The sequence below is a fragment of the Alteromonas sp. ABV4_150 genome (assembly GCF_056311745.1).
In genome coordinates this window covers 4,213,623-4,226,095 of sequence record NZ_CM149971.1, presented here as the reverse complement: position 1 = coordinate 4,226,095, position 12,473 = coordinate 4,213,623, and the positions used below count along the sequence as shown (strand labels likewise).

Genomic DNA, 12,473 nt, shown 5'->3' with positions numbered 1-12,473 from the left:
TTACCCCAGTTTGTACGCTTGTTTAGCAAAATCATATGTGAGTTTTCTTGCAATGCTGGTCGCTTCTGTTTCACTAATGCGATGCTCCACAACTAGCTGTGCAAGGAAGCGACAATCAATGCGTCTGGCAACATCATGACGTGCAGGAATAGACAAGAACGCGCGCGTATCGTCATTAAAACCAACAGTATTGAAGAAACCTGCGGTTTCTGTCACTTGATGTCTAAAGCGCAACATGCCTTCAGGGCTATCGTGGAACCACCAAGGAGGACCAAGTTTCAGGCAAGGGTAGTGGCCTGCAAGTGGTGCTAATTCACGGCTGTACGTGGTTTCATCTAATGTAAATAGAATTATGTCCAGGTTAGGCTCGTTACCGTATTTACCGAGTAACGGGCGAAGCGCTTTAACAAAATCTGTTTGCATTGGAATGTCGTGGCCTTTATCGCGACCAAACTGTGTAAAGAGCTGACTGTTGTGGTTTCTAAACGAACCAGGGTGAATTTGCATCACCATGCCGTCTTCTACACTCATTCCCGCTAATTCGGTAAGCATTTGCGCTCTAAATAGCTCTTGGTCTTCAGCGTTACTGTTTCCACTTCTTACTTTATCGAATAAAGCAATACACTCAGCTTCACTTAAATCAGCTGTGTTCGCCGTTGGGTGACCGTGATCTGTTGCTGTTGCACCGTGCTCTCTAAAGACGGCACGTCGTGCACGAATTGCGTTCAGGTAGCCCTGCCAGGTTGCAGTGTCTTCACCGGTGAGTTCACCAAGTTTCTCAATGTTTGAAGTAATATCTTCGCGTGAAGCATCGACTACATCATCAGGTCTAAAGGTGGTAATAACTCGCTTTGCCCAAGGTGTATCTTTAATCGCTGCGTGATGGGGAAGGGCATCAAGCGCACCTTCGGTGGTAGCAATCACTTCAATATTGAAGCGGTCCATCAGTGCACGAGGCTTAAAGTCATCCCCTTGAAGCTGCGCAGTGATGTGGTCGTAATAATGCGTTGCGTTGTCGCTACACAACATCTCTCGCAAACCAAATACATCGTGAAATACAGTGTCTAACCACAAACGAGACGGTGTGGCAGCAAATAGATGATAGTTATCTGCCAGAAGTTTCCAGATTTTACGTGGATCCTGTTCCGTTTCGCCGCCGTCCCAACGTGGCACACCAATATCGGTTAATTTAATACCTTGGCTATACAGCATTCTGAACACATAGTGATCAGGGGTGATAAACAACTCGGTTGCATTAGTGAAATTATTGTTTTGTGCAAACCAACGTGGGTCAGTATGGCCATGTGGACTTATGATAGGGAGATCTCGAATTTCCTTATACAGCGCCTTTGCAACACTTCGGGTTGCTTCATCGGCAGGAAAAAGTCTATCTTCATGTAATAATATCGATTCCATAACGCTCTCTTTTAGAGGGTGACGCCACGTTTCCAAATAGCAATCTCATGGCTGCCATTCTTCTCGTTGCAGGTTTGTTGACCAGATGCCACTGCCAAGCAATGTTGGAGTAGCGCTTCGGCACACTTATCGATAGAGACGCCTTCTAGAACTTGTCCAGCGTTAAAATCTATCCAATGTGGCTTCTTATTAGCGATATCTGAATTTGACGATATCTTGACTGTGGGTACAGGAAAACCAAGGGGCGTGCCTCGGCCTGTGGTGAATAAAACGATATGTGCCCCCGATGCTGCCAACGCCGTTGAACTAACGGCATCGTTACCAGGTGCTTGTAATAAACTTAAGCCTTTATCTTGCTTGGGCTCGCCATACTGCAAGATGGACTGAATAGTAGACGTTCCACCTTTTTGAACCGCGCCGAGAGACTTTTCCTCTAGCGTGGTTAAACCGCCTGCCTTATTGCCTGGAGACGGGTTTTCGTAAATAGGTTGATTGTGGGCGATAAAGTAGTTCTTAAACTCATCAATCAGCGAGTTAAACGCCTCGAATACGTCTTTGTTTTTTGCGCGATTCATTAAGAGCTGTTCGGCGCCAAACATCTCTGGCGTTTCGGTTAAAATGACCGAGCCACCTAGATTACACATTAAATCAGTAACACGCCCTACTGTTGGGTTGGCAGTAATACCGCTAAAAGCGTCGCTACCACCGCACTTCATGCCTAAGGTTAATTCGCTAGCGTCGATAGGCTCACGTTTGTCATTAGCCATTACTTTTAACAAGTCATAAACCGCATTGACGCCTTCTTCTAACTCATCTACCACTTCTTGTGCGTTGTAGAAGCGAACCCGATTTGCCGGTTTATCAACGTGAGGCAGCAAACTCTTAAGCTGATTGTTTTCGCAACCCAAGCCTACAATTAACACCGCACCAGCGTTCGGGTGAGATGCGAGAGAGGCTAAGATAGTGCGCGTGTCATCTAAATCATCGCCCAGCTGAGAACAGCCAAAAGGGTGGGTAAATGCGCGGAACCCGTCGCACTCGCTAGCGAAACGACGATTACATTCGTTGGCAATACGGTCTGCTGTTCGATTTACGCAGCCTACGGTATTGATGATCCATACTTCATTGCGAATACCCACTTTTCCATTTTCTCTTCTGTAGCCCATGAACTGTAATCCAGAAGCAAGATGGTTTTGTTTTGAAGCGGTATTTGACGGCGCGTAAACGTATTGTTCAGTGCCTTTTAACTTAGTCTTTGCGTTATGGCTGTGAACATGTTCACCAGCATTAATTCGGCTTGTTGCAGCACCAATGCTGAAACCATATTTTACGATGTCGCCACCGTCTGACAGGGTAACTAAGGCAACTTTATGGCCAGCAGGAATGTCTTGGCTAACTGTAATGTCAAATTCAGCGATGTAAGTGCCAGCCACGATAGGGCAGGTTGCAACCGCAACGTTATCGTTATTATGCACTTTAACTAGTTGTGTTTTAACGTCCATTACAAGTCCTGCTTTATCTTTACGGCTTATTTAACCGCTAAGCGTTGTTAAATAAGCACTGTGTATTTAAAAAGAGCGATAGATTAGAAAACGTTGCTTTTTACGCCCTGTTTACAAATTGTTTATTTTTAACATTCTTTTTTATTGTAGTGCCACCGGTGGCATAATAGGTCGAAAAAGGAGTGTTAGCAACACTTCATTGTAAAAAATCACACTTTTTTGATTGAATCGCGAATAATTAAGTGAGGTTTGACCAGATACGTTTCGGTTTCACTAACTTCACTGCCTTCGATGTGCGCGATGATTTTACGCGCTGCGATAGCTGCCATATCGCCAACGGGACGTTGAACAGTGGTAAGGGCAGGAATTACACGGGCAGCAAGTAGGTTGTCATCGAACCCCGCGACGGATAGTTCGTCAGGTACGGTTATTCCCATTTCATGAGCCACTTTCAATACGCCTGCTGCCATTTCATCGTTGTTTGCAAAAATAGCTTTAACTCGTGGTGACTGAATAAGCAATTGACGCGCGCATTCTATACCACTTTCGAAGCTGTTTTTACCTTCAATTACTCTGTTTTTAGGAACATCGACACCTAAACCGTTAAGCGTCTCAACAAAGCCTTCCAAACGTTCTTTAGATGAATAGTACTGTTGAGGACCGCTGATAATACCAATATCTTTATGGCCCAGCGACACCATATAGCGCGCTAAATCACTTAGCGCCGCTCTGTCGTCACTAACGACTATATTTTTATGGTCATCCAAATCTACTGACGCCATCCGGACATAGTTAATGCTCTTTTGCTGCAGCGCGTCTGCTAAAAGCTTCGATTCTGATACCGGTGGTAGTATGATGACGCCATCTATGTTCGAACGACGTACAAAATTGACGCAGTCTTCTACGAAACCTTCTGCATTATAGCGGCAAGGGTGGACGACTAATTCGTAGCCCTTTTGAGAACATATGCTTAACACGCCTCTTTGCACTTGGTCGATATACAAGGCATCGGGGTTGTCATAAATCAAGCCTATCAAGTAAGAGCGGCTAGTACTTAACCCACGCGCTTGCTTGTCAGGGGCAAACCCCGTTTCTTTAATGACAGCTTCAATGCGCTCACGTGTTGCTTTTCCCACATTGGTCGCACCGTTAATGACGCGTGACACGGTACGCTTTGATACACCTGCTAGGGCTGCAACATCATTGATAGTCGGGCGCTTGTTCATAATTCTCTGTTTTTCCGCGCTATTATGTCGTTACTTCCGATATTACCACACAAATACGGGCAATATGTTTTTGTTACTCAAAAGTGAAAGTTCATGTGATCAAGCACCGCTTGACCACACCTTTTAGTCTTGATGATTCTACCTTACTAAAATCCTAGTGCACGCGGTAGCGCTTCGCTGAACCATGCGACATACGTAACCAGCATAAGAACGACAAACATAGCCACATATAAGGGTATTAGCGGTCGAATGATGTTCTCAAGTTTGGTCTTGGCAATGGCACAGGTAATGAAAAGTACGGCGCCGACGGGTGGTGAGCATAATCCAATTGATAGGTTGAGCACGAGCATGATGCCGAATTGCAGTTCGCTCATTCCAAGTTCTAAGGCCACCGGCAAAAATATGGGCGTAAAAATAAGTACGGCAGGTGTCATATCCAAGAATGCACCAACTACGATAAGCAATAGGTTGATTAAGAGAAGAATAAGTAATGGGTTATCGCTTATCGACAACAGTGCGTTACTTAAGGTTTGCGGAATGTTCTCAAACGACAATAGCCAAGACATCGCCGTTGAGGCCGCGATAAGCAGCATTACAATTGCTGTTGTTTCCGCTGCTTTTAAGAATATATCGGGTAAGGCTTTCGCTTCTACTTCTTTATAAAACACCACAGCTAACAGCAATGAGTAAACCACCGCAATGGCACCAGCTTCAGTAGCGGTAAAAACGCCGCCTACAATGCCGCCAATCACTAAGAATATGAGGAACAGGGAAGGGAGTGCGGCAACAGTTTTTTCGACAACTAATTTAAAAGGAAGTCGTGGCGACAGCGGGTATCCCTTCATTTTTGCATAGACAAAGCACACTAGCATTAGCGCTAAACCCACCATAATGCCTGGTATATAGCCAGCCATAAAAAGGGCGGCGATGGATACGCCACCACTGGCAATAGCGTATACAATTAAGATATTACTAGGCGGAATTAACATGCCTGTGGTTGATGCAGCAGCAGTGACTGCGGCACTAAAATTCGGCTCGTAGCCCGCTTTTTTCATTTCGGGCAACATAAAGCTGCCAATCGCTGATGTGGTCGCTACCGCAGACCCTGAGATTGCACCAAACAGCATGCAGGAAACAACGTTCACCAAGGCTAAACCACCGGGAAGCGCACCAATAAGCGCCATTGCACATTCAATTAATCGCTTAGCTATCCCGCCGCGTCCCATGATAAGGCCAGATAAAACAAAAAATGGGATTGCCAAGAGCGCAAAGCTATTAAGACCACCTGCCATACGCTGGGCAATCGTAATGGTAGCCGGAGCAATGTCCATGCTCATTACCATAGCAAGCAGCGTGGCTACACCAATGCTGATTGAAATGGGAACATTTAAAAGAAGGAGTACAAAAAAGGCGACGACTAAGATAATACCGGTCAGTTCCATTACGCTGACTCCTTATTGTTGTTTCGCCAAAGTGCAGTAATGTTAACCAGTGCATAGGCAATGATAAGGCCTCCAGATAAGGGAAGCACGCTATAGATAAAGCCCATTTTCACACCTAGCGCTGCTGAGATTTGCTCTAGCTCTAATGTAAGAGACACTAGTTCAGCGCCGCCGTAAACCATCACCAAAACACAGAAGATAATGACAATGACTTCAACGCAGGTAAGTAGAAGGCGTTTCACTTTACGAGACTGACGCTCAACAATTAAGTTGAACCCCAAATGCGCGTTTTGACGATACGCATAAGCCGCACCTAAAATACCAATCCAAATAAGTATGAACCTAGATAATTCTTCGGTGATTGAAGCGGGGTCTTTAAGTACGTAACGTGAGACCACTTGCCAAATCACGGTAAGTAAAATACTTACCATGGCAACTATAAGTGTGCCGGCTAAGGCTTTATCGATAAGGCGTATTATTGTCATTGTTACATCGCTTTTATTTGCGTAATTAAGTCGCCAATAGGCGTGCCTTCAAAGCTTTTGTGAAAAGGCTTAACCGCTTCAACGAAAGGTGCTTTATCAGGCGTAATAACTGTGACGCCTTCGGCTTTTACCTTTTCTAAAGAGGCTTGTGTAGATGTTTTCCAAAGTTCGCGTTGGTATTCAACAGAGTCTTCCATTGCTTTGGTTAGCCACGTTTGCTGCTGTTCATTCAAACTTTCCCATACCGGCAGCGATGCCAACATGACGTCTGGGACACTGGTATGCTCGTCAAGGCTGTAGTAACGGGCAATTTCATAATGACGTGAAAGGTAGTAGCTGGGCGGGTTATTCTCAGCACCGTCTACAACGCCTTGCTGAAGCGCAGTGTACAGTTCTCCCCAAGAGACGGGCGTTGCTGCTCCACCAAGTGCGCGAACTGTTGCTACTGCAGTAGGGCTGTTCAATACGCGAATTTTTAGCCCGTTCAGATCGCTTGGTGTTTCTATTGGTTTGTCGTTGGTGTAAAAACTGCGGCTTCCCGCATCGTAATAGCCGAGACCTTTAAGTCGGAAGTCTTCAACACCAGATAGCAACTCATCGCCTAAATCGCTGTTTAATACACGCCAGAAGTGTTCGTTATCGCGGAAGATGTAGGGAATGCTAAAAATTTTCATTTCAGGCGCAAACCCTTCCAGAGGACTTGCCGACACCTTTGTCATGGCGAGTGAGCCAATCTGCAGCAGTTCTACCATCTCCCTCTCGGTTCCCAGCTGGCTGCTCGGGTAAATAACCACACTCATTGTACCGTCAGAATAGTAATCTAGGCGCTCTCCAAGATATTCCATTGCTTTATGTACTGAGTGTTGAGTGTCCAACGTATGCCCCAAGCGCAATACGGTGACTTCGCCTTGCAGTTCATTTTGCGAACACGCCGATGTTAGCAACAGGGCCGTGGCAGTCAGTGTGAGTTTTATATACCGCAACATAATCGTTACACCTATTTAGAACAGAGCTGCTTAGCGCAACTCTGACGGCGGAAACTTATCCATATCATCGTAATCTAAATTCTCACCCGCCATGCCCCAGATAAATGCATAGCTTCCTGTACCCACACCACAGTGAATTGACCAAGGTGGTGAAACCACAGCTTCTTCATTTGCTACAAAAATATGGCGAGTTTCGTGAGGTTCGCCCATGAAGTGACAGACTCTGCTTTCGCTGTCCATATCAAAATAAAAGTACACTTCATTGCGTCGGTCATGCTGATGAGCAGGCATAGTGTTCCAAACAGAGCCTGTGTGAAGGCGGGTTAACCCCATCTGTAATTGACAAGTATCGACAACAGAATTGATAAGTAACTGTTTGATATCTCGCTTGTTAGAGGTTTCTTGACTACCTAGATGAAGAACATTTGCATCCATACTACCTATTTTTTTACAGGGATAGGCGTGATGAGCCGGCGCTGAGTTTAAGTAATATTTGGCAGGATTGGACGCATTGTCTGACTCAAATATTACTTCTTCATTGCCTTGGCCGATGTATAGGGCTTCCTCGTTATCTAAATGGTAAGTCGTGCCTGAAACGGTAATGGTGCCTGGACCGCCGATGTTTATCACACCTACTTCGCGACGGGCGGTAAAGAAGGGCATTTTTAACTGATCTTCAATGGTTTCTAGCGTTAGCGCTGACGTTGTCGGTACGGCACTTCCAAGCATAAAGCGTTCGTAATGGGTGTATATCCATACGACTTTGCCCTCTGTCATCAGGGTTTCGACCAAAAACGCATCGCGCAATTCTTGAGTGTTATATGCGTTTGCTTCTTTGCGCCCAATCGCATATCGAGTATCTATTTTTTCGTTCATAGCTGTTTTCCTTGTTCGTGAATTAACGTGCTAGAAAGCCGCCGTCGACTGCTAGAATATGGCCGTTTACATAACTACTCGCTGCGCTCGCAAGAAATACTGCTGCACCTGCTAAATCTTCGCTTTCCCCCCAGCGATTAGCAGGAATGCGGGCACATATCTCAGCACTGCGCGTTTCATCATCTTGCAGTGCTCGGGTGTTATCGGTTTTGATGTAACCGGGCGCAATTGCGTTCACCTGTACATTGTACTGGCCCCATTCGTTTGCCAGCGCTTTCGTAAGACCCGCAATGGCGTGTTTACTCGCTGTGTAGGCCGGAACAGTAATACCACCTGTATAACTCAACATTGATGCAATATTGATGATTTTGCCTTGCCCACGTTCTACCATCGATTTCCCAATAATTTGGCTAAGTAGGAAAGCTGAATCGATGTTGACAGCAAGCACATTTCTCCACTCGTTAAAAGGGAAGTCGGTAGCCGGGGCTCTGAAAATAGTGCCCCCGCTATTAAGCAGGATGTCGATGTGTCCTTTAAAGCTTAACGCATCTTCAGCGAGTTTAACTACCGCGTCAGCATCAGCTAAATCGGCGTCTAGTGCCACTGCTTGACCGCCTTCACGTTGAATCTTACGTAGTGTCTCGTCACAGCCACCAGCTCGAGAGCTAGCGCAGATGACGAATGCGCCAGAAGTGGAGAGCGCCAGAGCAAGTGCTTGGCCTATACCTCGACTTGCTCCGGTCACTAATGCGGTTTTACCCTCTAGGCTAAAATTGACCATGTAATTTACCTTTTACTAAATGGTTCATTGGCATGCCAAATTTTATCGGCATACTAAATTGAAAAATCTCGTTAACAAAATATAAAATAATTGCCACCGGTGGCAATTGTCAATATATTGTTTCAAAATATCGTAAATAAGTTAAACGTGTTAACAACCGGTGGAGAGCATAAAAGTGAAGAAATTTAGTAAGATAGGTTTAATTCTGATGCCATTGTTGGCAAGCTGCTCACAAGGAGATATTAAGTCGGCTTTGTCGGTAAAGGTAAAAAATTCGGCAGACGGTGGTAGCGGCGAGCAAACTTTCGAAGTTTCTCTGCCCCCGCAATATTCGGGGTGGAAGTTAAAGCAATACCCGTCAGAATGGATAAAGAATAGCGAAGGTCAAGCAGTGTTATTAGGTGCTGCATCTATTGCGCCGGGAAGTAGTGCGTCATTGGAGCTTACACCTCCTGAGCGAGCAACCAATGTTAACCATAAAGACCGGGCGCACGCTGAACTTTCCGTAAGAACAGGTGGAGAGTGGCAAGACGCAGTATATAGCGCTGAGGGTTTTTCTTTTGAAGAGGTTACTTCATTCACATCGCCTCCACAATTGACCGATCATTCTTACTTTTTGCGTTACGAAGGACCAGGCTGGGAGTCTGATCAAATGGGCTATCGCCTTTATCTTGATTGGCGTAACGCTATTGATGTCTTTGTTAAAGCGAACGACAGTGTAGTATTACCTGAGGTGGGGCAAGACGGCTACGATAGCTATCACAATTTATCTTCGTGGGGCGGAGACGCGCTTAAAGTTGGTAAATCGTTGGGCGTGGGTGCGCTAGGTCGATTAACAGAACAAGAAACCCAAGACTCCTCGACGCAGACAGTCATGCATTTTCAGCATGTAGAGAATACGCAATACCAACTAGTATCGAATTTTCAGTTGCGTGCTGAGTTCGAGGTTGGCTACCAAGGGTGGTCATCGTCTGATGCGAAAGCGGACAGCATCGACGTTACCACGCACTATCGAATTGATGCGTTTGACCCCACAACCCACATCAGCGTTTCTGTATCAGAGCCTTCGGATAATATTGTCGCGGGTCTAGTGGCGCATGATGGAATGCAGGTGATTAAAGCCGAGCGCGGTGAATGGGGCGTTTTAGCGACTTGGGGAACGCAAAGTATTTTGGCAGATAATGACAACTTAGGCTTGGCCGTTGTTTATCGGTTAGATCAGGTCGAAAAGGTATTCGAGGGTGAACATGACCACCTTGTATTATTCAAACCTTTGACTGCTTTAGACTATAAAATTCTCGCAGTTTGGCCTAAGCGCAGCAGCGATATACAAACTGCAAAGCAGTTCGAAGATTATCTGGTTAATAAATTAAAGGCGTATAATAACCCTCTCACCGTCTTAAACTAAGTATTACTTATTTACCAAGCTATTGGGCTGTTGCTAAGTGCGTAGCCCACTTGCTTAGTCAATGCTTTTATCTAATTGCCTTTTTCAACTGCCTTCTTTTAACACGTTACCTCATCGAACTTTCAAGTAGTTATGCCCTGTGGTGTTCACGAGCGCAAAGCTCGGACCAGTTTTGTGAAACAAATAATTCATAAACTGACTGAGTGGTTCAGGTTTTCTTGATTGAACATTCAATTATCCCAATGATTACGGCACTTTCGTAAATCTTCGCATTTGTTTTATTCATTTTTTCAGACCCTTGTGTCAATAAAGCTTCATTTTGGTGTCAATTCACTGTCACTGAAATGTCACAAATGTCCTACAGACTTTTTCCTGCTAGGACCGTTTACAGAGGTAAGCCTTCTGCTTGCCTCCACTCAACATCGAAAACAAGTATAAGCAAGGAACCATAATGAAAAGCGAAACTCTTCGTGGAATAAAGTATTCAGCGATAGCATTGGCTGTAACACTAGGAATGACTGCCTGTTCACTGGAAGGTGATGACGGCGAAGATGGTGTTCAAGGCCCTGTAGGAGAGCAAGGACCAGCCGGTGAACAAGGCCCCGCAGGTGACCAAGGCCCAGTAGGTGAACAAGGTCCGCAAGGTGATACAGCGGGCACACTAACACGTATTGCAACGGTTCCTCTTGGTGCAGAAGTGACCGGTATATTCTTAACGGACGAAGGCGATTTATTTTTTAACGTTCAACATCCGTCTGGCACTAATGCGGCGACAACCAGTGTAAATGCAATGCCTATAAACACAGGAACTGTTGGTGTACTTGCAGGCGCTAATTTCAACAATCTTCCGGTTACGCTACCAAACTCTCCAGTACCTAGCTCTGACGAAGAAAAAGAGCTAGTGGTGTCTGCTATCGGTCAATATCAAGTACTAGGTCAAACCGGTGATACTTTCGGTACTGATCTTCCTGAAGGTTTGGGCCACATCTACACACTCGATGGCGAAGAGCTTGTTCTTGAAAACGATATGCCTGATTTTAACGGCTTCATCTCAACCGCCGAAGGCGAAGGGTATCTTTTCTCAAACTGGGAAGAGCTTCCTGGCGGTATGAGCCGCATGAAAGTAGAAAAAGACGAGTTTGGTATGTGGGAAGTCACAGAAGCAATGATGCTTGATTTCTCGCCAGTATGGGGTACAGCAGCGAACTGCTTTGGTTCAATGTCACCTTGGGGTACGCCTCTTACGTCGGAAGAGTGGGTGGTTAACTCTGCGGTAGACACAACAACGTCTCCTAGCTGGAATAACCCAGAAGCCGTATCAACCGATGCACGCTTAGGTCGCATGTGGCAGATGACAGCACCAGATGCGCCAAATCCTTACAACTATGGCTACATAGCAGAAGTTACAGAGCCATTGGCTGATGAGCCAGTGATTGTTAAGCACTTCACGATGGGCCGTTATGAGCACGAAAACTCAACGGTAATGCCTGATGGAAAAACCGTTTATCTTTCTCAAGATGACACCGGCGGCGTGCTGTTTAAATTTGTCGCTGATACTGCAGAAGACTTATCTGCAGGTACGCTTTACGGCGCTAAACTAACTCAAGATGCAGGGCAAAATGACCCAGCTACCACGGGGTTTGCTGTTGAGTGGGTTGAGCTAGCCAGTGGCGACAATATGACTATTCGCGCATGGATTGACGAGTACAACGGTATTGGTACTGACGATTACGTAGATGGTCAAAGCTCTTATATCACAATGGCCGACGTTCAGGCATGGGTTGATGGCGATGCAACGTATCCAACAGTGGAAGAGGGTGGTTCTAGCGTAACCGCTGGTCAACCTATGGACGACCGCGTGGCGTTCCTAGAGAGCCGCGCAGCAGCCCGCCTTAAGGGTGCTACCGCAGAATGGAGAAAGCTAGAAGGTATCTCTATTAACCAAAAACGCGCGCAAGAAGCAGTAGAAGGTGTTGATACCATTGAAGGTGAAGTCGTAGACAATGCATACCTTTACATCGGCATTGCTGATATCGATAACACTATGGTTGACGGTGAAGGCGACATGCAGCTTTCTGCCCGCGTTAAAGATTGTGGTGGTGTTTATCGCGCCAAGCTGGAAGAAGGCTACAACATTTCTCGTATCGAACCTGTAGTGATGGGTGGTACGTACCGTTCGAGCCTGACAGGCGCAGAGCGTTGTGACGTTGAGCAGCTTTCTCAACCAGATAACGTTGTTGTTATGAACGACGGCCGTATTCTTATCGGTGAAGACGGTTTCCAAGAAAACAACACGCTGTGGATGTATGAACCAGCAGATAAGTAAGTTTTCTTTTTAATTTAAAATACGC

General features: G+C 45.8%; 10 protein-coding genes. 2 read left to right on the top strand and 8 right to left on the bottom strand.

Annotated elements, in window-relative coordinates; genetic code table 11:
- The 8 genes from uxaC to ACYX4M_RS18315 all read right to left on the bottom strand — a co-directional run bounded on the left by uxaC (position 1) and on the right by ACYX4M_RS18315 (position 8,714).
- The gene (gene uxaC, locus ACYX4M_RS18350) at positions 1-1,416 is read right to left on the bottom strand and encodes a glucuronate isomerase (protein WP_476081210.1); all 1,416 of its coding nucleotides are present in this window, start codon (positions 1,414-1,416) and stop codon (positions 1-3) included.
- Between the two features lie 11 nt (positions 1,417-1,427).
- Positions 1,428-2,918 (bottom strand): UxaA family hydrolase, encoded by a 1,491-nt coding sequence (locus tag ACYX4M_RS18345; RefSeq protein ID WP_476081209.1) that lies wholly within the window; start codon positions 2,916-2,918, stop codon positions 1,428-1,430.
- A gap of 209 nt (positions 2,919-3,127) precedes the next feature.
- The gene (locus ACYX4M_RS18340; RefSeq protein WP_476081208.1) at positions 3,128-4,144 is read right to left on the bottom strand and encodes a LacI family DNA-binding transcriptional regulator; all 1,017 of its coding nucleotides are present in this window, start codon (positions 4,142-4,144) and stop codon (positions 3,128-3,130) included.
- Between the two features lie 146 nt (positions 4,145-4,290).
- Positions 4,291-5,586 (bottom strand): TRAP transporter large permease, encoded by a 1,296-nt coding sequence (locus tag ACYX4M_RS18335; protein ID WP_476081207.1) that lies wholly within the window; start codon positions 5,584-5,586, stop codon positions 4,291-4,293.
- Complete coding sequence (locus tag ACYX4M_RS18330; RefSeq protein WP_476081206.1) at positions 5,586-6,071, bottom strand: TRAP transporter small permease; 486 nt, start codon at positions 6,069-6,071, stop codon at positions 5,586-5,588. Before ACYX4M_RS18330 ends, ACYX4M_RS18335 begins: the two co-directional genes overlap by 1 nt.
- Before the next feature lie 2 nt (positions 6,072-6,073).
- A complete protein-coding gene (locus tag ACYX4M_RS18325) occupies positions 6,074-7,057 on the bottom strand; it encodes a TRAP transporter substrate-binding protein (protein ID WP_476081205.1) in 984 nt (327 codons plus the stop codon).
- 30 nt (positions 7,058-7,087) lie between these two features.
- Positions 7,088-7,933, bottom strand: coding sequence for a 5-dehydro-4-deoxy-D-glucuronate isomerase (gene kduI / locus ACYX4M_RS18320; RefSeq protein WP_476081204.1), 846 nt, complete (start codon positions 7,931-7,933; stop codon positions 7,088-7,090).
- A 22-nt stretch (positions 7,934-7,955) separates the two neighbouring features.
- Positions 7,956-8,714: an SDR family oxidoreductase gene (locus tag ACYX4M_RS18315; RefSeq protein WP_476081203.1), complete on the bottom strand. Its 759-nt coding sequence runs from the start codon at positions 8,712-8,714 to the stop codon at positions 7,956-7,958.
- Between the two features lie 175 nt (positions 8,715-8,889).
- On the opposite strand from ACYX4M_RS18315, the gene ACYX4M_RS18310 reads away from it, so the two are divergent.
- Together ACYX4M_RS18310 and ACYX4M_RS18305 are read left to right on the top strand one after the other, a co-directional pair.
- Positions 8,890-10,122, top strand: a complete 1,233-nt coding sequence (locus ACYX4M_RS18310) for a DUF4861 family protein (protein ID WP_476081202.1) — start codon at positions 8,890-8,892, stop codon at positions 10,120-10,122.
- A 451-nt stretch (positions 10,123-10,573) separates the two neighbouring features.
- On the top strand, positions 10,574-12,448 hold the full coding sequence (locus tag ACYX4M_RS18305) for an alkaline phosphatase PhoX (protein WP_476081201.1): 1,875 nt from the start codon (positions 10,574-10,576) through the stop codon (positions 12,446-12,448).
- Positions 12,449-12,473: the final 25 nt, after the last annotated feature.

Coding starts and splice junctions, on each gene's coding strand:
- ACYX4M_RS18330 (WP_476081206.1), bottom strand. CDS start 6,071: ATGACAATAATACGCCTTATCGATAAAGCCTTAGCCGGCACACTTATA.
- ACYX4M_RS18315 (WP_476081203.1), bottom strand. CDS start 8,714: ATGGTCAATTTTAGCCTAGAGGGTAAAACCGCATTAGTGACCGGAGCA.
- ACYX4M_RS18340 (WP_476081208.1), bottom strand. CDS start 4,144: ATGAACAAGCGCCCGACTATCAATGATGTTGCAGCCCTAGCAGGTGTA.
- uxaC (WP_476081210.1), bottom strand. CDS start 1,416: ATGGAATCGATATTATTACATGAAGATAGACTTTTTCCTGCCGATGAA.
- ACYX4M_RS18335 (WP_476081207.1), bottom strand. CDS start 5,586: ATGGAACTGACCGGTATTATCTTAGTCGTCGCCTTTTTTGTACTCCTT.
- ACYX4M_RS18305 (WP_476081201.1), top strand. CDS start 10,574: ATGAAAAGCGAAACTCTTCGTGGAATAAAGTATTCAGCGATAGCATTG.
- kduI (WP_476081204.1), bottom strand. CDS start 7,933: ATGAACGAAAAAATAGATACTCGATATGCGATTGGGCGCAAAGAAGCA.
- ACYX4M_RS18345 (WP_476081209.1), bottom strand. CDS start 2,918: ATGGACGTTAAAACACAACTAGTTAAAGTGCATAATAACGATAACGTT.
- ACYX4M_RS18325 (WP_476081205.1), bottom strand. CDS start 7,057: ATGTTGCGGTATATAAAACTCACACTGACTGCCACGGCCCTGTTGCTA.